Annotated in this window: 23 protein-coding genes; all 23 read left to right on the forward strand. The window is 38.7% G+C overall.

Going from position 1 to position 21,406, the window contains the following annotated elements:
- Positions 1 to 36: 36 nt before the first annotated feature.
- Positions 37 to 627: a stage II sporulation protein R gene (locus C9J37_RS19460; protein WP_107896695.1), complete on the forward strand. Its 591-nt coding sequence runs from the start codon at positions 37 to 39 to the stop codon at positions 625 to 627.
- 100 nt (positions 628 to 727) lie between these two features.
- Positions 728 to 1,762: an L-threonylcarbamoyladenylate synthase gene (locus tag C9J37_RS19465; protein WP_107896696.1), complete on the forward strand. Its 1,035-nt coding sequence runs from the start codon at positions 728 to 730 to the stop codon at positions 1,760 to 1,762.
- Positions 1,763 to 2,033: 271 nt separating this feature from the next.
- Complete coding sequence (locus C9J37_RS19470) at positions 2,034 to 2,531, forward strand: manganese efflux pump MntP (protein WP_024362891.1); 498 nt, start codon at positions 2,034 to 2,036, stop codon at positions 2,529 to 2,531.
- A gap of 18 nt (positions 2,532 to 2,549) precedes the next feature.
- Positions 2,550 to 2,990 carry a low molecular weight protein arginine phosphatase gene (locus C9J37_RS19475; protein ID WP_107896697.1) on the forward strand — a complete coding sequence of 147 codons (441 nt, stop codon included), beginning with the start codon at positions 2,550 to 2,552 and terminating at the stop codon, positions 2,988 to 2,990.
- 8 nt (positions 2,991 to 2,998) lie between these two features.
- Complete coding sequence (locus tag C9J37_RS19480) at positions 2,999 to 4,282, forward strand: methyl-accepting chemotaxis protein (RefSeq protein WP_107896698.1); 1,284 nt, start codon at positions 2,999 to 3,001, stop codon at positions 4,280 to 4,282.
- A gap of 357 nt (positions 4,283 to 4,639) precedes the next feature.
- A complete protein-coding gene (gene rpiB / locus C9J37_RS19485; protein ID WP_024362894.1) occupies positions 4,640 to 5,077 on the forward strand; it encodes a ribose 5-phosphate isomerase B in 438 nt (145 codons plus the stop codon).
- Positions 5,078 to 5,203: 126 nt separating this feature from the next.
- On the forward strand, positions 5,204 to 5,746 hold the full coding sequence (locus C9J37_RS19490) for a TIGR01440 family protein (RefSeq protein ID WP_024362895.1): 543 nt from the start codon (positions 5,204 to 5,206) through the stop codon (positions 5,744 to 5,746).
- Between the two features lie 62 nt (positions 5,747 to 5,808).
- Positions 5,809 to 7,050: a serine hydroxymethyltransferase gene (glyA, locus tag C9J37_RS19495; RefSeq protein WP_107896699.1), complete on the forward strand. Its 1,242-nt coding sequence runs from the start codon at positions 5,809 to 5,811 to the stop codon at positions 7,048 to 7,050.
- 289 nt (positions 7,051 to 7,339) lie between these two features.
- Complete coding sequence (locus C9J37_RS19500; RefSeq protein WP_107896700.1) at positions 7,340 to 9,493, forward strand: EAL domain-containing protein; 2,154 nt, start codon at positions 7,340 to 7,342, stop codon at positions 9,491 to 9,493.
- 126 nt (positions 9,494 to 9,619) lie between these two features.
- Positions 9,620 to 10,249: a uracil phosphoribosyltransferase gene (gene upp / locus C9J37_RS19505; protein ID WP_024362898.1), complete on the forward strand. Its 630-nt coding sequence runs from the start codon at positions 9,620 to 9,622 to the stop codon at positions 10,247 to 10,249.
- A gap of 194 nt (positions 10,250 to 10,443) precedes the next feature.
- Complete coding sequence (wecB, locus tag C9J37_RS19510; protein ID WP_024362899.1) at positions 10,444 to 11,565, forward strand: non-hydrolyzing UDP-N-acetylglucosamine 2-epimerase; 1,122 nt, start codon at positions 10,444 to 10,446, stop codon at positions 11,563 to 11,565.
- Positions 11,566 to 12,101: 536 nt separating this feature from the next.
- On the forward strand, positions 12,102 to 12,473 hold the full coding sequence (locus tag C9J37_RS19515; RefSeq protein ID WP_024362900.1) for an ATP synthase subunit I: 372 nt from the start codon (positions 12,102 to 12,104) through the stop codon (positions 12,471 to 12,473).
- Positions 12,474 to 12,507: 34 nt separating this feature from the next.
- Complete coding sequence (gene atpB / locus C9J37_RS19520) at positions 12,508 to 13,215, forward strand: F0F1 ATP synthase subunit A (RefSeq protein WP_107896701.1); 708 nt, start codon at positions 12,508 to 12,510, stop codon at positions 13,213 to 13,215.
- Positions 13,216 to 13,278: 63 nt separating this feature from the next.
- A complete protein-coding gene (gene atpE, locus C9J37_RS19525) occupies positions 13,279 to 13,503 on the forward strand; it encodes a F0F1 ATP synthase subunit C (RefSeq protein ID WP_004269474.1) in 225 nt (74 codons plus the stop codon).
- A 178-nt stretch (positions 13,504 to 13,681) separates the two neighbouring features.
- The gene (gene atpF / locus C9J37_RS19530) at positions 13,682 to 14,200 is read left to right on the forward strand and encodes a F0F1 ATP synthase subunit B (RefSeq protein WP_107896702.1); all 519 of its coding nucleotides are present in this window, start codon (positions 13,682 to 13,684) and stop codon (positions 14,198 to 14,200) included.
- Positions 14,197 to 14,733 (forward strand): F0F1 ATP synthase subunit delta, encoded by a 537-nt coding sequence (locus C9J37_RS19535; protein WP_107896703.1) that lies wholly within the window; start codon positions 14,197 to 14,199, stop codon positions 14,731 to 14,733. Before atpF ends, C9J37_RS19535 begins: the two co-directional genes overlap by 4 nt.
- Positions 14,734 to 14,761: 28 nt before the next feature.
- A complete protein-coding gene (atpA, locus tag C9J37_RS19540; RefSeq protein ID WP_107896704.1) occupies positions 14,762 to 16,270 on the forward strand; it encodes a F0F1 ATP synthase subunit alpha in 1,509 nt (502 codons plus the stop codon).
- A gap of 49 nt (positions 16,271 to 16,319) precedes the next feature.
- A complete protein-coding gene (gene atpG, locus C9J37_RS19545; RefSeq protein WP_107896705.1) occupies positions 16,320 to 17,177 on the forward strand; it encodes an ATP synthase F1 subunit gamma in 858 nt (285 codons plus the stop codon).
- 49 nt (positions 17,178 to 17,226) lie between these two features.
- A complete protein-coding gene (gene atpD, locus C9J37_RS19550) occupies positions 17,227 to 18,642 on the forward strand; it encodes a F0F1 ATP synthase subunit beta (RefSeq protein WP_107896706.1) in 1,416 nt (471 codons plus the stop codon).
- 24 nt (positions 18,643 to 18,666) lie between these two features.
- Positions 18,667 to 19,074 carry a F0F1 ATP synthase subunit epsilon gene (locus C9J37_RS19555; protein WP_107896707.1) on the forward strand — a complete coding sequence of 136 codons (408 nt, stop codon included), beginning with the start codon at positions 18,667 to 18,669 and terminating at the stop codon, positions 19,072 to 19,074.
- 58 nt (positions 19,075 to 19,132) lie between these two features.
- Positions 19,133 to 19,372: a DUF1146 family protein gene (locus C9J37_RS19560; RefSeq protein WP_024362908.1), complete on the forward strand. Its 240-nt coding sequence runs from the start codon at positions 19,133 to 19,135 to the stop codon at positions 19,370 to 19,372.
- A 403-nt stretch (positions 19,373 to 19,775) separates the two neighbouring features.
- Positions 19,776 to 21,089, forward strand: a complete 1,314-nt coding sequence (murA, locus tag C9J37_RS19565) for a UDP-N-acetylglucosamine 1-carboxyvinyltransferase (RefSeq protein WP_107896708.1) — start codon at positions 19,776 to 19,778, stop codon at positions 21,087 to 21,089.
- Positions 21,090 to 21,133: 44 nt separating this feature from the next.
- Positions 21,134 to 21,406 (forward strand): hypothetical protein (locus C9J37_RS29075; RefSeq protein ID WP_235617179.1); only part of this gene is annotated, 273 nt, incomplete at its 3' end.

The raw sequence follows: 21,406 nt of genomic DNA on the forward strand, positions 1-21,406 counted from the left end.
CTTCTTGACCACAATGTTGAGCAAGGAGGGATTTTTATGTTAAACGAATACAAGATTGTTAGATTTCCAAAACAAAATAGTGTACTAGCCTTTGCTAGACTAGTAATCATTGCGATAGCTTTACAACTATGTATTTTATATATTCCATCATTAATAGGTTCTGCACAGCAAGCTATGAATCATCAACAAGAAAATGATTTTCGTATAAGAGTTATAGCAAATAGCAATACAACGAATGATCAACTAGAAAAAGAGCAACTTGTAAAAGACTTAAAGCCTTATTTATTACAAGTAGGTGCTACTACAGATGTGGATAATGACAGCATTGCGACATTAAAAAAGAATATTGAAGCACAATTAAAAGAAAATTATCCACAATTGCATACACAAGTTGTACTTGGGGATAACTTATTTCCACCGAAAAGACAGGAAGCAATGTTTTACCCACAAAATATGTATCATTCAATTGTCGTGAAAATTGGTGATGCGCGTGGTGATAACTGGTGGTGCAGCATTTTCCCATCTATTTGTGAACCTGAAAAAGAGGAAAAAAAGGAAGAAAAGAAAGAAGAAAAAGAACAAGTGACATTTTTTATTTGGGAATGGATTAAAGGAATTTTTGAGTAATTGTGCACAAATTCAGATAACTTATACACAATTATGGATAAGTTATAAACAAAATGTGGATAATTCAGAAAAAAACAACGATTGAAAGAAGGTTTTTCATATGGAAACCGTTTGCAAGATTGTGGACAGTAATGTGAATAGTCAAATAACTTATGCACAAGCTGTGGATATCTTAAATGCAGGAGAAGTTGTGGCATTTCCAACAGAAACGGTTTACGGTTTAGGGGCAGTGGCTACAAATGATGAAGCAGTCAAAAAGATTTTCAAGGCAAAAGGTCGACCATCCGATAACCCGCTTATAGTCCATATAGGAACGAAAGAGGAAGTTCACCTTTATATAGAACATATTTCTGAACTTGCAAAAAAATGTATGGATGTATTTTGGCCAGGGCCTCTTACACTGGTGATGCCAGTAAAACCAAATGTGCTAGCAGAAAGTGTGACAGCTGGCTTAAAAACAGTGGGCATTCGTATGCCTGATCATCCAGTTGCGTTAGCATTACTACAGCAAATACAAAAACCGCTAGCTGCACCAAGTGCGAATCGAAGCGGGAAACCAAGCCCAACAGAGGCGATACATGTAAAAGACGATTTAGAAGGGTACATACCGTATATTTTAGATGGTGGTCCAACAGGCATTGGCTTTGAATCAACCGTACTTGATGTTACGCATGAACCACCCGTTATATTACGTCCAGGTGGCATTACAAAGGAAATGTTAGAGTCCGTAATCGGTCCAGTTATTCAACCGTCCAAAATAGAACAGACAATGGAAGAAACACCGAAAGCCCCAGGTATGAAGTACACGCATTATGCGCCCAATGCACCTGTCTACTTAATCGACTGTGATGACCAAAAAGTGCAACAAGCAATACAGCAACTTCAAGCACAGCAACATAAAGTAGCACTTCTAGCACCTGCAAGCTTTGAGCATATTAAAACAGATTTTTATTTTTCAATCGGTGAAGCAGGTAGCAAAGAAGAGATGGGTGCGTCTTTATACCATGCGTTACGTGCTTGCGATAAAACAGAAGCTACCATTATATTAGTGACGACAACATCCACTGAAGGTGTAGGCGCCGCCATTATGAACAGACTAGAAAAAGCCGCGGGTGGTAAATGGTATACACGTTAACATTGGAACGCATCGAGACTCGACTGGCGATTGGAGAGAATTTCGTAGCGATACGCCAGGTTTTTGTGGCGATTGACGAGAATTTCGTGGCGATACGTCGAGTTTTTGTGGCGATACACAAGAATTTACCAGAGATATCCACAAGTTTCCCCGTTATATGAAAGCATCAAGGAAGTTCGTTCTTGATGCTTTTTTTGATATGGACATTATTGATAATACTGTATTTTCGAGCATAAAATGATAAAATATTAGAAAGCGAAGGAGTGCATTCTTGCAGGGGATTCTTGCAGGTATTTTAACGTCTGTAGATGTCATCGGGTTATTTGTATTAATTCCAAATGTTAGATATCGCTTATTTTTGGCAGTGTGGACAGCCACGTTACATATGCTTTTTCCACTGCTCGGCTTTGAATTAGGAAGCTACTTAGTGCGTTTTTTGTTAGAATGGGGACAATGGATTTCAAGTATTTTATTATTTAGTATTGGCCTCCATTTACTGTTGTCTTCTCACAAAAATGAGAAAATAACCATTTCACCAGTTTTATTAGCTGTGACTGCTAGCCTAGATACCTTTTCAGTGAGTGTTTCTTTTGGTATGCTTAACTTAGAAAAAACAATTTTTATAATTAGTGCTGGATTGAGTGCTTTTATTTGTTCTTATGGGTCTTTAGTTTTAGCACGCAGAAGTCAGGTTTTTTTTGGAAATAAAATTCAAATAATTGCAGGCATTATTTTTATCATTATGAGTATACTCGCAATTAAAAAATAAATAAGGAAGGTGATAAGTGTGAATATATTATTTGTATGTACTGGGAATACTTGTCGCAGTCCGATGGCAGAAGCCATTTTAAAACAGAAACAACTCGCCGATGTTAATGTTCGTTCAGCTGGAATTTATGCAATGCCGAACGCAGAAATGTCTACACATGCACAGCAAGTTTTACATGAGGCGAATATAGCTCATCAGCATTTAGCTACACAACTATCCATAGCAGAAGTGGAGTGGGCCGATCTCGTTTTAACGATGACCACAGCACATAAAGATACCATCATTGCTAACTATCCACATACGGAAGAAAAAGTTTTTACACTGAAAGAATATACGAGTGAAGGAAGCTATGAAAATGTTGTAGATCCTTACGGTGGGAATAAAGCAATTTATGAGGAAACCTTTGCAGAATTACAGGAATTAGTTGAACGATTAGTAAAAATACTTGAGAAGAATTGAGGGGCACTATGAAAAAACAGTTTGGCTTACGACTTAAACTAGTATTATTTGTAAGTATACTTGCACTAATCACATATAGTATAAGCTTTATCTTCATTGAATTTATACAACCTACTGTTTTCCCGGAAACCAATCGTAAGCTATTTGAAGTGATTACTTATTTATTAGGGATTACTTGGTCAGGTATTTTAGCTGCAATTTTCAGCGTTATTTTAATCAAGCCATTACAGCAGCTTGAATATTCTGCTACACGTGTGGCAGAAGGTAAAATTGGACAGGATGTAGTAATGCCAAAAACAAATGATGAGATTCGTTCAGTCGCTATGGCATTCCAACAAATGGTGTTAAATTTACGACATATGGTAGAAAGCATCGATCAAAACTTCCAACAAACAAATCAATCTATTATTAAGCTTTCCGATGAAACCGCTGTTGCTACAAAGAAAGCAGACGGTATTGCGGTGACAGTGAGACATATTTCGGAAGGCGCCGAAGCGTCAGCTACAGCAGTACAAGATACCGCAGAAGCAATTGAAGATGTGCGAGCACTAGCAACTGAAGTCAATACGAGAGCTGAACAGTCTGCAACACAATCAAAAGAGATTTTACATAATTTAACTAATACAACAAAAGCGATTGAAACGTTAGTCAACAGCATTCAACAAATTGCAGCAGGCAACAACGAAGCGTTAGAAAGTATTCGTACATTGGAAGACAATGCGGGACAAGTTGAACGGATTATTAGTTTAGTAGGCGATATTGCTGCGCAAACTAATTTACTAGCGTTAAATGCATCCATTGAAGCTGCTCGTGCAGGAGAACATGGAAAAGGCTTTGCGGTTGTAGCAGAAGAAGTTCGTGGCTTAGCAGATGAAAGTGCAAAAGCAGTACAAGGCATTACGTCTCTAATCCAATCCATGCAACAAAATGTTGAGATTGTCGTGAAGCAAATGAATCAACAGGTAGCATTTGCAACAAAAGAAGCAGCACGCGTATCAGAGACAACGACAGCAGTTGAAGGAATGTCCTCTAGTGTGCATGAAATGGCAGACGCGATTGTTGAGATTTCATCATTAATAGAAAAACAAATGCACAATATCGAAACAACTGCTCGACAATCACAAGAAGTGGCAGCGATTGCACAAGAAACATCAGCCGGTGCGCAGGAAGTTAGCAGTGCAACAGAAGAACAAGCTTATGCAATCGAGCAGGTTGAACAACTTGCGCAAGATTTAAAAAAGCAATCCGAAGCGCTTCATAAAATGATTCAACAATTTGATAGACAAGCATAGAAAGTTAGACTGTGGACAAGCTTAAAAAGCATGCCCACAGTTTTTTATTTTTAGCTGGCATGGACGATAATGGGAGCCTTTGGAAAAAATATCGAAATAGTATGTCCACTGTAATAGAAAAAGCAGAGAAACTTCAGTAGAGGGAATATTATAACAAAAGACCATTATCCGAATTTATTAACAGGATATTCACATTATCCACAAAAAAAAGACCTAAAAATGAACGTTTTTTAATCAACTTACAAGAAACGTTCGTCTTTTAGGAGAAATCAGCATAAAAATGCAACAAAAATCATGTTATTCTAGGGAGAGAAGTGGTAAACTAATGTTGACTATATTTCGAAATGAGGGAACCCAGTGAGAATAGCAATTTCTTCTGATCACGGAGGCAATAATTTACGTCGTGAGATTATGCAACTGTTAGATGAGCTAAATATTAGCTACGAAGATTTTGGTCCACAATCTGCGGATTCAGTAGACTATCCTGATTATGCAAAGCCAGTTTCTGAAGGTGTTGCTAGCGGGGAATTTGATAAAGGCATTTTAATTTGTGGAACAGGGATTGGCATGTCCATCGCTGCGAACAAAGTAAAAGGTATTCGTTGTGCTTTAGTACACGATGTATTTAGTGCAAAGGCAACTCGTTGCCATAATGATTCAAATATTTTAGCAATGGGTGAGCGCGTAATTGGTCCTGGCCTTGCACGTGAAATCGCTAAAACATGGCTTGAAACAGATTTTGAAGGCGGTCGTCATACACGCCGCGTAGAAAAAATCGCTGAATTAGAACAATAAACAATGCGCTCTTTCAGTCGTGATCACAATAGCGAATAGGCAGTGGCAGCATGTGCTGTCACTTTGCCCTATGCCATTGTACGGCTTAGCGTAAGGAAAAGACATCAATAAAAGGGGCTGAGCTTAATGGTTGTGCAACAAATACAAACGCAATTGACTCAGTTACTCAGTGATTTCGAAGAGCAAGTAGTGTTGCGACCAAAGACTATTTTTGTCGTAGGCTGCTCTACGTCTGAAGTGATTGGTCAGAAAATTGGCACAGCGGGTGCGCTGGAAACAGCACAAGCGATTTTTGAGCCGTTGCAAGCATTTGCAAAGAAACATCAGCTATATCTAGCATTCCAAGGCTGTGAGCATATCAATCGTGCAATTACGATGGAAGCTTCAGTTGCAGAACAGTTTGGCTATGAACCAGTAGCAGTCATACCTGTTCGTACTGCAGGCGGGTCAATGTCAGCTTATGCGTATACAAAATTGGAAAATCCAGTTGTTGTAGAGGCAATACGTGCACATGCAGGTATTGACATAGGACAAACGTTAATTGGTATGCATTTAAAGGAAGTAGCTGTTCCAGTTCGTACATCCGTGCGAACAGTAGGGGAAGCAATTGTCACAGTAGCAACAACACGTCCAAAGCTAATTGGTGGCGAACGTGCTGTATATAAATAACACTACTTCTGTTGTCAGAGGTACAGGTAAATAACGATAATACTTAGGAGGCTTTTTCAAACATGGCATACGAAAAATTAGCAGTACAAGACAAAGCAGTATTAGATGGGATTTTAGCAGAGAAAAAACGTCAACAAGCGAATATCGAGTTAATTGCATCTGAAAACTTTGTATCTGAAGCAGTAATGGAAGCACAAGGTTCAGTTCTTACTAACAAATATGCTGAAGGTTATCCGGGAAAACGTTACTATGGTGGCTGTGAGCACGTAGACGTAGTTGAAGATATTGCACGTGACCGTGTGAAAGAAATCTTCGGTGCAGAATATGCTAACGTACAACCACACTCTGGTGCACAAGCGAATATGGCTGTATACCATACAATTTTAGAACCAGGCGATACAGTGCTAGGGATGAACCTATCTCATGGCGGTCACTTAACACATGGATCTCCTGTAAACTTCTCAGGTATTCTTTACAATTTCGTTGAATACGGTGTAACAGAAGATACACATGTAATTGACTACGAAGATGTTCGTCAAAAAGCATTAGCACATAAACCAAAACTAATAGTAGCTGGTGCATCTGCATATCCACGCGAAATTGATTTCTCTAAATTCCGTGAAATTGCCGATGAAGTAGGAGCTTACTTTATGGTTGATATGGCGCACATCGCAGGTCTTGTAGCTGCTGGAGAGCACCAATCACCAATTCCTTACGCTGATTTTGTTACATCGACTACACACAAAACATTACGTGGCCCACGTGGTGGTTTAATTCTTGCATCAAAAGAATGGGAGCAAAAATTAAATAAATCTGTATTCCCAGGTATCCAAGGCGGACCATTAATGCACGTAATCGCTGCAAAAGCAGTAGCATTTGGCGAAGCTTTACAACCTGAGTTCAAAGAATACGCAAAACAAATTAAAGCAAATGCCCGCGCTTTAGCAGACGTGCTAATCGCTGAAGGTGTAGAGATCGTTTCGGGTGGTACAGATAATCACTTATTACTATTAAACGTAAAATCTCTTGGCTTAACTGGTAAAGTAGCAGAGCACGCACTAGATGAAGTAGGTATTACAACAAACAAAAACACAATCCCTTACGATACAGAATCTCCATTTGTTACTTCTGGTATCCGTATCGGTACACCTGCTGTAACATCTCGCGGCTTTAAAGAAGAAGATATGAAAGAAGTCGGCGCGATTATTGCAACTGTACTTAAAAACCCTGAAGATGAAGCAGTGAAAGCTGAAGCAAAAGAGCGCGTAAAAGCTTTAACTGACAAACATCCATTATACGCATAATCATTATTGAGAAAAGGCTGTGACTAAAGTGTAAAGTTCACTTTAGCCATGGCCTTTTTGTTTATATATATGGCACTGCAATAATCACTTTTTTGCTACCCAAAAAATAAAATTATCTTATTTTTGGGTTTCTTTACATAAATATATAATAAAAGGGTATATTGTATTCACTAAGGACAACTAATGTCCTGAAAAGGATAATATTTTTTATAAAAGTGACAATTTAATGAATTTTTATGTACAATATATAATGAAGTTATAGTTGGTGGATAGAGATGGGAGGGGTTGGATGGTTACTAAATCTATGGATATACGCAATAGTATATTATTAACGACAATTCGTAACTTAGGTCAACAATCAAAAGAAAGCTACGTTATTTTAGATGCTAAAACAAACAGTATACTAGAATGCAATGAATCTTTTTGCATGCTAATAAATGCAAGTCATACGGAGATTTTCAAAAAAGATTATTTTGAGATGCTTTCAAATCAGTTACAAACGACAACAGTTGAAATGATAAAAGAGAAAATACATAGTGGAGCAATGGTGACAGCAAAGTTGCATCACCATCGCTTTGAAAAGCCGCCATTTTGGGCCGAGATGCAGACCCTTCCTTTTCAAAGTCATAATAATGAAACTTTATTTGTGTTAGTACTTGTGAAGGATATAACGTATTATCATACAGAAGATTTTATAATGCAATTAGAGAGAGCCATCTACGAAGCGATAGAAAAAGACGAGCCATTTTTCAAAAAAATGGACACTATTTGTAGCGGCATAGATGAATTTTTTATTCCATTTGTATTTAGTACAATACTTATTAAAACAGAATCCAATCAACTTCAAGTGTTTACTTCTAATAGGATGCGTGACCATGTACCACAATTTTGCGAGATGAACGACTTTTATAGACAGGTGATGCAACAGGGAGCAACGATAATAACAAATAACTTAGAATATATTGCTATTCCAATAGAGTTTAAACGTTTTGCCAATACAACAAATAAACAAATTGGATGGTTTGTCCCTATTCGTAATCAGAAGCAACAAGCGATTGGCTTGTTTATGATATTTTCGCAATATTCAAGCGAAAGTACATTATTTAATAAGTTGTTTGAAAAAATAGGTGCACTTGTTGCATTAGCGTTTACGTATGCAAAAACACAAAGAAGGATATGGGATTTAGCATATAAGGATATTACAACGGGTTTGCCGAATCGGCATAGTTTTTTAAATAAGATTGAACAGGAAGAACAACGAGGGCATATTGGCTTTATCAAAATAATACAACCTAGTGAATTCCATCAAGTCGTTGAATTATACGGTCGAGAAGCGGGCGACGAGTTATTAAGGCAAGTTGCTCGACGCCTCCAAGAACATAAAACCGAAATTAATGAATATATTGCTCGATTTACAAGTTCGAGTCTTATTATTTCTCAAGTAACACATAAAGAAGAATTCAGTGACTATGAACAACGCATCAAAGAATTAACACGCCAGCCCTTTATAATAAATGGTAAGCACATTTATATTACGTTAAAAACTGGAATTTCTTATTTTGATAAAGCAATAAAAATTGCTGATGCCATCAGATTTGCTGATAATGCACTATCTTATGCAGCTAACAAACCAGGCACACATATGGAAATATTCACAAAGGAACGCAACGATTTATTAGAGCAACAAATGACTGTTCTAAATCATTTATCACAAGCACTTAAAAATAAAGAAATTTCTGTAAATCTACAACCAAAAGTAGACTTACGAACGGGTGAAATTCAAAGTATTGAAGCTTTAGCTCGTTGGCATTCACCTATTCTCGGCTTTGTATCGCCAGCTATGTTTATACCAGTTGCAGAAAATGCAGGTAAGGTTCGTGAAATTGATAGTCAAATTTTAGAGATAGTACTTGCGTGGCTAGCAGAGCGGCAACAATTAGGCAAGAAGCTGGTGAAGGTTGCAGTCAATATTTCGCCAGATCATTTTTACTATCTTCATTTTGTAAGGGATATCCGCCAGCTTGTTGAAAAATATAAAATTAATCCAAGCAATATTATTTTAGAGGTAACTGAAAATATCGGTTTAGTCGATTTCCAAACCGCATTCACCATTATCAAAGAATTAAAAAGCTATGGCTTTCAAACATCGGTGGATGATTTCGGGACAGGCTTTTCCTCGCTTAGCTATTTGCAACGATTACCGTTCACAGAGTTAAAAATTGATCGCAGTTTTATTAATGACATAAAAGATGCGGCAACATTAGCCATTGTACGTTCCATCATTCAGCTAGCTTTAAATTTAGGCATGACATCTGTTGCGGAGGGAATAGAAAATGAGGAACAGGTTGAGATTTTACGAGCGCTAGGTTGTACAGTCGGACAAGGTTACTTCTATTATAAACCAATGTCCATTGAACAACTTGATACTATACTTGATGTATAATTAGCTTGTATATGTAGCAAACACTCTAGAAAAGGGCATATCTCGAATTTAATTTTGAGACAGTTGATATTTTCTGTTATACTAGTTGAGATAAAAATCAATCCGAACGGTTAGGAGAGAACCCCTTTGAGCAAAGTATACGTATTTGATCATCCACTAATCCAACACAAGTTAACTTATATTCGTGATAAAAATACAGGAACTAAAGAATTTCGTGAGCTAGTTGATGAGGTAGCAACATTAATGGCATTTGAAATTACGCGAGATATGCCTGTAGAAGAAATTGAAATTGAAACACCTGTAACCATTGCAAAAACAAAAGTTCTTTCTGGGAAAAAACTTGCCATCGTACCGATTTTACGCGCAGGAATCGGCATGGTAGACGGTGTATTAAAACTTATTCCAGCTGCTAAAGTTGGACATATCGGTCTTTATCGTGACCCAGAAACATTAAAACCTGTTGAGTACTATGCAAAATTGCCTGCAGATGTTGAAGAACGTGACTTCATTATTGTAGACCCAATGCTTGCTACGGGTGGTTCAGCAGTGGAAGCTATCAACTCACTGAAAAAACGTGGTGCGAAAAGCATTAAATTTATGTGTTTAATTGCTGCGCCTGAAGGTGTAAAAGTGATTCAAGACGAACATCCTGATGTGGATATCTATATTGCAGCACTTGACGAAAAGTTAAATGACCATGGCTACATTGTTCCTGGTTTAGGCGATGCTGGAGACCGTCTATTCGGTACAAAATAATATATTGCGCGTATTGCTTACGAAGTAATATCGTTTTATAAACAGCAACTTTATAGCACTTGAAAGCGTCCTTCAGTACTGAAGGACGTTTCATAGTATGTTTAGGCAATTCGCCCCCCGAACTTGCACTTTAAGGTGAAGAAGTGGCATTGCTTTTAAACGTACAATATAACCAAAGGACGGTGCAAATCGTTTTGACGAAAAAATGGAAAGTGATGACGATTTTCGGTACAAGACCAGAGGCGATTAAAATGGCCCCGCTTGTATTGGAATTACAAAAGCATCCCGAGCAAGTGGAATCAATTGTGACTGTAACAGCACAACATCGCCAAATGCTTGACCAAGTATTAGAAACATTTAAGATCACACCAGACTACGATTTAAATATTATGAAGGATCGTCAAACACTGATTGATGTGACAACAAATGCTTTACAAGGTTTAGATAAAGTTATGAAAGAAGCGCAACCTGATATTGTCTTAGTGCATGGCGATACGGCTACAACATTCATTGCAAGTTTAGCAGCATTCTATAATCAAATTGCCATTGGTCATGTTGAAGCGGGTTTACGTACATGGAATAAATATTCGCCTTATCCAGAGGAAATGAATCGTCAGTTGACAGGTGTCATGGCCGATTTACACTTCGCGCCAACTGAAGTATCCAAGAAAAACCTATTGGACGAAAATAAAAATCCAAATACGATTTATGTAACGGGCAATACAGCTATTGATGCATTAGCTACAACGGTGAGTGAACATTATACACATCCAGTGTTAGAGAAAATAGCAAATGACCGCATGATCTTATTAACAGCACATCGTCGTGAAAATCTAGGCGAACCAATGCGCCATATGTTCCGAGCAATTACTCGACTGCTGGCGGAGCATGAGGATGTTCAGGTTGTATATCCTGTGCATATGAATCCAGCTGTTCGAGAAATTGCCAACGAAATATTAGGTGATAATAAACGTGTGCATTTAATTGAACCGCTTGAAGTGTTTGATTTCCATAACTTCGCTGCCAATTCGTATATGATTTTAACGGATTCTGGCGGTGTACAAGAGGAAGCACCATCATTAGGCAAGCCAGTTTTAGTGCTACGTGATACAACAGAGCGTCCAGAAGGTATTGCTGCGGGAACTTTGAAACTAGCAGGTACAGAAGAGGAAACGATTTATTCTCTAGCAAAAGAATTACTAGAGGATAAAGAAGCATACGAAGCTATGGCAAAAGCCTCTAATCCTTATGGAGATGGGCATGCTTCACAGCGTATTGTGGAAGCGCTCTTAGATTTTTTACAAAAAAGCAAGTAATACACCATTCTGAGTTCAAAAAATGAGTAAATAGAACTAATAGTAAATGCGTCGCTAATTTACGAGCATATTTATGTCGTAAATTAGCTTTTTTTTGCATTATTCCGAAAAAACTTTTTGAATCTATGAAAGTTTATACACAAATTTGTCAACAATTTGACAAGAGTATAGTGGCTGTGAAGTTTTTCTCCTTTACTAATTGACTTCAAATATCACCTATTGTATGCTTACAAAGGGTAAGAATGATAAGGGTTTCTATTCGTTGATAGACGTTGAAACACTTGTTATATCAAGTTTCTACTAAATTGACAGTACAAACCATCACTGTCGATTTGCAACGTTTTGTGCGTTTCGGTTTCATACCGAATAAGTATGGGGTGTAAGGCATTATTAGGGATTTACACCTGTAATTTCAAATGACGTCCCCATTACTATTCCGCTGTGAGTAGTGTTTTTCACTGCTCTTTTCTGATTTCACAAAGTGGTCAGCAAACGTTTTCTTTACTCGAAAAAATGATTCAGGAGACTACAAACCAATGCTAGATTTGCATCACATTTTTGCTGTGCAGAAGAGAGCGTTATTTTTTTTGCTCGCACTTTGCGCATTAGGCTGGGGCTTTACGTCCTATCAAACTGTTTTTGCGGGCATCGCAATCGGAGCATTTTTTGGTACGTATAATTTTTGGATTTTAGTTCGCCGTATGGAGAAGTTTGATCGTTCCATTAGTGAAGGGAAGAAAATAGGTTCACTTGGTACAGCACTTCGTTTTGGATCAGGTGTAGCGGCAGTTGCTATAGCCATTTCGTTGCCAAACTATTTTCACTTAATTAGCACGGTCATAGGGCTAATGATTCCGTACGTTTTTCTCTTTGTCGAGAGAATTGTATCTCATGTAAGGAACCACTAATGTGCTTTATTAGAAAGAGAGGTGAAAAATAACAATGAATCATGAAGCTCCGTTAGTAACCATTGGATTTTTAACATTTAACTTATCTACAGTTATGATGTTACTAGTTGCAGCTACAATCGTATTTTTAATCGCAGTTATTTCAACTAGAAACTTAAAGTTAAAACCAACTGGTATGCAAAACTTTATGGAATGGATTATGGATTTCGTAAAGAATATCATTAAAAGCAACATGGACTGGAAAACGGGTGGACGATTCCACATTCTAGGTATCACACTTATTATGTTTATCGCAGTATCTAACTTATTAGGTCTTCCATTTTCTATCGTCTATGACCATCAACTTTGGTGGAAATCGCCAACAGCTGACCCAACGGTTACAATGACTCTTGCAGCGATGATTTTAGTATTATCGCATTACTATGGTATCAAAATGAAGAGTACAGGCCATTATGTTGGTACATTCTTCAAACCAATGTCATTTATGTTCCCGTTAAAAATCATTGAAGAGTTTGCAAACACTTTAACATTAGGTCTGCGTCTTTACGGTAACATTTATGCAGGTGAAATTTTACTTGCATTAATCGCAGGTTTAGCCGTTTCACCAATGGGGTTCGTAGGGGCGATTGTTCCTATGATGGCATGGCAAGGTTTCTCTATTTTCATCGGCTTTATCCAAGCCTTTATCTTCACAATGTTAACAATGGTTTACATGGCTCATAAAGTGAGCGATGACCATTAATATAAAGCATAAATTTTATGCTTGAACCAAAAAAACAAACAATTCCAAGGAGGAAATTTTAAAATGACAGGTTCATTAGGTTTATTAGCAGCAGCAATCGCAATCGGTTTAGGTGCACTTGGTGCAGGTATTGGTAACGGTCTTATCGTATCAAAAACAGTTGAAGGTATCGCTCGCCAACCAGAAGCTCGTGGCGTTCTTCAAACTACTATGTTCATCGGGGTTGCATTAGTTGAAGCCTTACCGATCATCGCAGTAGTAGTAGCATTCATCGTAATGAACAAATAATTCAGTTGTATACTGAATTTTACTAGTGGCGAAGCAGGATTCACCAGATGAAACTTCGCCCTTCATTTTGGAACTGATAAAAGCTATGTGCAAATATAGCTTTTTAAAATAGGTAAGTTTTTAAAGTATTACAAACTATTATGTTGAAGTTAAAGCTCTTGAAGGGAGTGAAACAATCGTGTTTTTAGACAATCTTGTACTTGGTGCAGGTGGAGGATTCAATGGTGGAGATATCGTCTCAACATTAGTCATCTTCTTATTATTAATGCTTCTTCTTAAAAAGTTCGCTTGGGGTCCATTAATGGGCATCATGCAACAACGTGAAGAATTAGTAGCAAGTGAAATCGAAGCAGCTGAAAAAGCGCGCAAAGATTCGCACAAATTTTTAGAAGAACAAAAAAGTCTTCTTAAAGAAGCTCGTACGGAAGCACAATCGATTGTTGAGGGTGCTAAGAAGCAAGGCGAAATGCAAAAAGAAGAAATTCTTACAGCAGCTCGCAACGAAGCTAACCGCTTAAAAGAATCGGCTTTACGTGAAATCGAGTCTGAAAAAGAAAAAGCAATCGCAGCTGTACGTGATGAAGTCGTTTCATTATCTGTACTTGCAGCATCTAAAGTCCTTAGCAAAGAGATTTCTGAGGCAGACAACCGTGCTCTAATTGAAGAGACGATTGCGAAGGCAGGGGAAGCTCAATGAGTAATTCAACTGTAGCTAAGCGTTACGCTCAAGCTCTTTTTGAACTTGCGCAACAAAAAAATATTCTTGCTGAAGTTGGGGCAGACTTAAACGAGTTAACAAAAGTTGTAAATGAATCTGCTGATTTTTTAACACTTTTAAATGCGCCTAAGTTCTCTATCGAACGCAAGAAACAAATGGTTGCTGAAATCTTTGCAAGTGCAACGCCAGAAGTTTTACACACAGTTCAACTACTTGTTGAGAAAAAGCGTGTAAACGAAGTGAAGCTTATTGCGAATGCATATGCTGAACTTGCTGCACAAGCACAAGGTTCTGCAGATGCAACTGTATTCTCAACTCGTGAACTTTCTGCTGAAGAAAGCGCTAAAATTTCTGCAGCATTCGCTAAACTTGTTGGGAAACAATCATTAAACATTACAAACGAAATCGATCCATCATTATTAGGTGGTATTCGTGTTCAAATCGGTAACCATATTTATGACAGCTCAGTAGTGAACAAGCTAGAGCGTCTAAAACGTGAATTAATCGGTTAATAATTTAGAAATGTGAGAGGTGACATACATGGGCATCAAGGCTGAAGAAATCAGCAGTCTGATTAAACAACAGATTGAGAATTATGAATCTGAACTTAAAGTAAGCGAAGTTGGTACAGTTATCCGTATTGGTGACGGTATCGCTCTTGCTCATGGCCTCGACAACGCCATGGCTGGAGAGCTTTTAGAGTTCTCTAACGGTGTTATGGGTATGGCTCAAAACCTAGAAGAAGGTAACGTTGGTATCGTAATCTTAGGTCCATACACAGACATCAAAGAAGGCGATGAAGTTCGTCGTACAGGTCGTATTATGGAAGTACCAGTTGGTGAAGAACTAATTGGTCGTGTTGTAAATCCACTAGGTCAACCAGTGGACGGACAAGGTCCAATCAACACAACAAAATCTCGTCCAATCGAAAGCCCAGCTTTCGGTGTAATGGCTCGTAAATCAGTACACGAACCACTACAAACTGGTATTAAAGCGATTGACGCACTTGTACCAATCGGTCGTGGTCAACGTGAGTTAATCATCGGTGACCGCCAAGTTGGTAAAACATCTGTAGCGATCGATACAATCCTTAACCAAGGTGACCAAAACATGATCTGTATCTATGTTGCAATTGGTCAAAAAGAATCTACTGTACGTGGTGTAGTAGAAACGCTTCGTAAACATGGCGCTTTAGATTATACAATCGTTGTGACAGCTTCTGCTTCTCAACCAGCTCCATTATTATTCTTAGCACCATTCGCTGGTGTATCTATGGCTGAAGAATTCATGTTACAAGGTAAACACGTTTTAATCGTGTATGATGATCTTTCTAAACAAGCATCAGCTTACCGTGAACTTTCACTTCTTCTTCGCCGTCCTCCAGGTCGTGAAGCTTACCCTGGTGACGTTTTCTACTTACACAGCCGCTTATTAGAACGTGCTGCGAAGTTAAATGAAACATATCAAAATGGTTCAATTACAGCTCTTCCATTCGTTGAGACACAAGCTGGGGATATCTCTGCATACATCCCAACTAACGTAATCTCAATTACTGATGGACAAATTTTCTTACAATCTGACTTATTCAACTCAGGTGTACGTCCAGCGATTAACGCCGGTCTTTCTGTATCACGTGTAGGTGGATCTGCTCAAATTAAAGCGATGAAAAAAGTTGCGGGTACACTACGTCTTGACTTAGCTGCATTCCGTGAGCTTGAATCTTTCGCTCAATTCGGTTCAGATTTAGATAAAGCAACTCTTGCTAAACTTGAACGTGGTAAACGTACGGTTGAAGTTCTTAAACAAGACCTTAACAAACCACTTAAAGTTGAAAAACAAGTTGCAATCCTTTATGCATTAACTAAAGGTTACTTAGATGATATTCCAGTTCAAGATATCGTTCGTTTCGAATCAGAATTCTTAAGCTGGTTAGATACAAACCACACAAACGTTTTAGATCATGTTCGCACTACAAAAGAACTTGCTCCTGATGCGGAATACGAAGCAGCATTAACTGCGTTCAAAAAAACTTTCGCTAAATCAGAATAAGCAACAATGACAGTCGCTTGATTAAAAAACAAAAGGTGGTGAAATACCAGTGGTAAACTTACGCGAAATAAAAGGTCGTATTAATTCTACAAAGAGTACGAAACAAATTACGAAAGCGATGCAGATGGTTTCTTCTTCAAAGTTACGTCGTGCAGAGCAAAATGCTAAAGCTTACGTTCCTTACATGGAAAAAATCCAAGACGTAGTAGGTGCTATCGCATCAGGTACAAAAGACAGTGGCCATCCAATGTTAACTGCCCGTCCTGTTAAGAAAACAGCTTACTTAGTCATTGGTTCTGACCGTGGTCTAGCAGGTGCTTACAACTCAAGTATCCTACGTCAAGTGCAACGTACAATCAACGAGCGTCATAAATCAAAAGACGAATACGTGGTGTTAGCAGTAGGTCGTGTTGTTCGTGATTACTTTGTGAAACGTGATCATAATGTTATTAGCAGTGTTGTTGCTCTTCCTGACCAACCATCATTCGCTGATATTAAAGAAATCGCTCGTAATGCTGTTGGTATGTTCATTGACGGTACGTATGATGAACTTTATATGTACTACAATCACTTTGTTAGCGCTATTGCAAGCGAAGTAACAGAGAAAAAACTTCTTCCATTAACTGATATTGCACCTGCAAGCAGCAATGCTTCTTACGAATTCGAGCCATCTGGTGAAGCAATTCTTGAAGTATTACTTCCACAATATGCGGAAAGCCTAGTTTACGGTGCATTATTAGACGGAAAAGCAAGTGAACATGCTTCTCGTATGACTGCTATGAAAAATGCAACTGATAACGCATCTGACCTTATTTCAGATCTTTCATTGCAATATAACCGTGCACGTCAAGCAGCGATTACACAAGAAATTACAGAAATCGTTGGTGGAGCTGCAGCCTTAGAATAGGCTCAGCTCACCAATGTCGTATAAGAATACGATAGGAGGGTACACAGTAATGAATAAAGGACAAGTTATTCAAGTAATGGGTCCGGTTGTTGACGTAAAATTCGACAATGGCCAATTACCAGCAATCTATAACTCATTAACAGTTAAGATTGAACGTCCTAATGAAGAACCAACAACTCTTGCATTAGAAGTTGCACTTCATTTAGGTGATGATTCTGTTCGTACAATTGCAATGTCATCTACTGATGGCTTACAACGTGGAGCAGAAGTAACAGATTCAGGAAAAGCTATCTCAGTACCAGTTGGTGAAGTGACTCTTGGTCGTGTATTCAACGTATTAGGAGAAGTAATCGACTTAGGTGAAGAAATTCCAGCTGATGCACGTCGTGATTCAATTCACCGCGAAGCACCATCTTTCGATCAACTTTCAACTTCAGTTGAAATCCTTGAAACAGGTATCAAAGTAGTAGACTTATTAGCACCATACATTAAAGGTGGTAAAATCGGTCTATTCGGTGGTGCCGGTGTAGGTAAAACTGTATTAATCCAAGAATTAATCAATAACATCGCACAAGAGCACTCAGGTATCTCTGTATTCGCTGGTGTAGGTGAGCGTACTCGTGAAGGGAACGACTTATTCTACGAAATGAGCGATTCAGGCGTTATCAAGCAAACAGCGATGGTATTCGGTCAAATGAATGAGCCACCAGGTGCACGTATGCGTGTAGCTTTAACTGGTCTTACAATGGCAGAATACTTCCGTGATGAGCAAGGTGCAGACGTACTTTTATTCATCGACAATATCTTCCGTTTCACACAAGCAGGTTCTGAGGTTTCTGCCCTATTAGGTCGTATGCCTTCTGCGGTAGGTTACCAACCAACACTTGCAACTGAAATGGGTAAATTACAAGAACGTATCACATCTACTAACAAAGGATCTGTAACTTCTATTCAAGCGATCTATGTACCAGCCGATGACTATACTGACCCGGCTCCAGCTACAACTTTCGCCCACTTAGATGCAACTACTAACCTTGAGCGTAAATTATCTGAAATGGGTATCTACCCTGCGGTTGACCCATTAGCTTCGACTTCTCGTGCATTATCACCAGAAATCGTAGGCGCTGAGCACTACGCAGTAGCAACTGGCGTACAACGTACAATCCAACGTTACCGTGAATTACAAGATATCATTGCTATCTTAGGTATGGATGAGTTATCTGATGAAGATAAACAAACAGTTGAACGTGCTCGTCGTATTCAATTCTTCTTATCTCAAAACTTCCACGTTGCGGAACAATTCACTGGTCAAGCAGGTTCTTACGTTCCTGTTAAAGAAACAGTTCGTTCATTCAAGGAAATCCTTGAAGGTAAATACGATCACCTACCAGAAGATGCTTTCCGTTTAGTAGGATCTATTGAAGAAGTAGTTGAAAAAGCGAAAAGCATGGGCGTAGAGGTTTAATACTAGGGACGAGGAGGAAAAAATATGAAGACAGTTACAGTCAATATTGTCACTCCCGACGGCCCGGTATACGATTCTGAAGTATCAATGGTAATCGCGAAAACAACTTCAGGTGAGATTGGTGTTCTTGCCGGCCATATTCCAATGGTAGCTCCACTTGCAATTGGTGCAGTGAAGCTGAAAAAGGACAATGGATCAACTGAAGTTGTTGCAGTAAGCGGTGGTTTCATTGAAGTTCGTCCAGAAAAAATCTCAATTTTAGCACCGTCTGCTGAAATTGCTGACAACATCGATATACAACGTGCTAAAGAAGCCGTTAAACGCGCTGAAGGACGAATTCAAAGCAAACAAGATAACATTGATTTCAAACGTGCTGACCTAGCATTAAAACGTGCGTTGAATCGTATCAACGTTCATGAGGGTAATATCTAATTCAATTTTTAACGGGCAGATGTAATATCTGCCCGTTTTTTAAATGGAGGAACACGATGTGGGAATTTATGAAGCAGTAGGGCAAGAAGCTTTAATGGGTATTCTATCGCACCTTTTTTTTATTGCTATCACTTTTTACGCTTTGCAGGCCTTCATGTTAGAAAAACTATTTAAAAAAAATAAAGTATTTCAAATACAGTTGATTTATATTTTGTTGAGCATTGCAATAGGGACCGCAGTCTCTAATTTCTTTCTACAAGTTTCAAGTTGGTCTGGAAAACTCCCTTACTTATTTTAAAGTTAGCTAGTGACAACTAACTATATAGTAACGGATGCGTAATTTCATATGTGCATATTTCGAAGGGCTCCATAAGTTCACTTATGTGGTCCTTTGAAATATGTACTTAAGAGGTTTAATAAGCTATGGAAACTGAAATATAGTATCCACGAACTTTTGAAAAAAGGGCTTAGGGATTTACATATTTTACCGTGTTATTGGTCATTCACAAAAAAAAAAATAATGCGTACAATAAATAAATAGCAAAATATCAATAAATGCCTTAAAATAGTGATTTGGACGCTTGAACGAGCGTGTGAAAAGTTGTACTATAGAGTTGTTTGTTTACTTATTATGACATTATACATCTTTTTTTAAAATAAATTTTCGATAGGTTAAGAGATTGAATTCGGAGGGACGTAAGGTGGATAAAATTATAGTGACTGGCGGCCAAAAGCTACAGGGGAAAGTTCGTGTAGAGGGCGCAAAAAATGCAGTGTTACCAATCCTGGCGGCAGCTTTACTTGCTTCAAAAGGAGAAAATGTAATTAAAGAAGTCCCTAACTTAGCAGATGTTTATACCATAAATGAAGTACTAAAAAGTCTAAACGCTGATGTTACATATATACCAGAAGACAATACTGTATATATAGACGCAACAAAAGAACTTTCAAGTGAAGCTCAATTTGAATATGTCAGTAAAATGCGTGCATCGATTTTAGTGATGGGTTCTTTGCTTGCACGAAATGGCTTTGCACGAGTTGCTTTACCAGGTGGCTGTGCAATCGGTTCACGTCCAATTGAATTACATTTAAAAGGTTTTGAGGCAATGGGTGCAAAAATTTCATTTGGGCACGGATATGTGGAAGCGAAGGTAGAGGGTCGTTTACAAGGTGCGAATGTATATTTGGATTTCCCAAGTGTCGGTGCAACAGAAAATATTATGACGGCTGCATCTTTAGCAAAAGGAACGACAGTAATTGAAAATGCAGCAAAAGAGCCTGAAATTGTAGATCTTGCAAACTTCATTAATAGTATGGGTGGCCGTGTCATCGGTGCAGGTACGAATACGATTCGTATTGAAGGCGTTGACACATTATATGGAGCAGAGCATTATATTATTCCTGACCGTATCGAAGCAGGTACATTTATGGTAGCAGCTGCGATTACAAAGGGTGATGTAACGATTGAAAATGCTGTGCCTGAACATATGACGGCTTTAATCGCAAAAATGCGCGAAATGGGCGTAGAAATTACAGAGCTTGATGAAGGAATACGTGTCCACGTACCGCAAACTTTAAAAGCTGTAGACATTAAAACAATGCCACACCCAGGCTTCCCAACGGATATGCAGTCGCAAATGATGGCGTTGATGTTAACTGCTGAAGGTACGAGTATCATTACAGAAACAGTCTTTGAAAATCGTTTTATGCACGTTGAAGAGTTCCGTCGCATGAATGCCGGTGCTAAAATCGAAGGACGTTCTGTGTTTATTGAAGGACCAGTAAACCTACAGGGAGCTGAGGTTATGGCAACAGATTTACGAGCAGCGGCAGCCCTAATTTTAGCAGGTCTTGTGTCTGAAGGAATAACACGAGTGACAAAACTCCATCACTTAGACCGTGGTTACGTAGACTTCCATGGCAAATTAGCATCACTTGGTGCAAATATTGAACGTGTAACAACAATGGATGTTGCACCGAAAGAAAAAACAACAATCGAATTACCAGCAAACTAACAACAAAACCTCTTTGCTTATGCTGCAAAGAGGTTTTGTTGTTAATGCAAAGAGATTTACCCGCGGGGATGGAGCGATACCCGCGGAGCAGAGAGATTTACCCGCGAAGCAGAATGATTTACCCGCGGAGCAGAGAGATACCCGCGGAGCAGAGAGATTTACCCGCGGAGCAGAGTGAAATACCCGCGGAGCAGAGTGAAATACCCGCGGAGCAGAGAGAAATACCCGCGAAGCAGAGCGAGATACCCGCGAACCGAAGTGAAATACCCGCGGAGCAGAGAAGTACCCTCGAAGCAGTGAAATACCCGCGGAGCAGA

Source organism: Lysinibacillus mangiferihumi (assembly GCF_003049665.1).
Classification (GTDB): domain Bacteria; phylum Bacillota; class Bacilli; order Bacillales_A; family Planococcaceae; genus Lysinibacillus; species Lysinibacillus mangiferihumi.

Excerpts from the sequence above, each read along its gene's own strand:
- C9J37_RS19555 (WP_107896707.1), top strand. The coding sequence starts at position 18,667 with ATGAAGACAGTTACAGTCAATATTGTCACTCCCGACGGCCCGGTATAC.
- C9J37_RS19535 (WP_107896703.1), top strand. The coding sequence starts at position 14,197 with ATGAGTAATTCAACTGTAGCTAAGCGTTACGCTCAAGCTCTTTTTGAA.
- C9J37_RS19500 (WP_107896700.1), top strand. The coding sequence starts at position 7,340 with ATGGTTACTAAATCTATGGATATACGCAATAGTATATTATTAACGACA.
- C9J37_RS19460 (WP_107896695.1), top strand. The coding sequence starts at position 37 with ATGTTAAACGAATACAAGATTGTTAGATTTCCAAAACAAAATAGTGTA.
- glyA (WP_107896699.1), top strand. The coding sequence starts at position 5,809 with ATGGCATACGAAAAATTAGCAGTACAAGACAAAGCAGTATTAGATGGG.
- atpE (WP_004269474.1), top strand. The coding sequence starts at position 13,279 with ATGACAGGTTCATTAGGTTTATTAGCAGCAGCAATCGCAATCGGTTTA.
- atpD (WP_107896706.1), top strand. The coding sequence starts at position 17,227 with ATGAATAAAGGACAAGTTATTCAAGTAATGGGTCCGGTTGTTGACGTA.
- atpB (WP_107896701.1), top strand. The coding sequence starts at position 12,508 with ATGAATCATGAAGCTCCGTTAGTAACCATTGGATTTTTAACATTTAAC.
- atpA (WP_107896704.1), top strand. The coding sequence starts at position 14,762 with ATGGGCATCAAGGCTGAAGAAATCAGCAGTCTGATTAAACAACAGATT.
- C9J37_RS19480 (WP_107896698.1), top strand. The coding sequence starts at position 2,999 with ATGAAAAAACAGTTTGGCTTACGACTTAAACTAGTATTATTTGTAAGT.
- C9J37_RS19515 (WP_024362900.1), top strand. The coding sequence starts at position 12,102 with ATGCTAGATTTGCATCACATTTTTGCTGTGCAGAAGAGAGCGTTATTT.
- C9J37_RS19465 (WP_107896696.1), top strand. The coding sequence starts at position 728 with ATGGAAACCGTTTGCAAGATTGTGGACAGTAATGTGAATAGTCAAATA.
- C9J37_RS19490 (WP_024362895.1), top strand. The coding sequence starts at position 5,204 with ATGGTTGTGCAACAAATACAAACGCAATTGACTCAGTTACTCAGTGAT.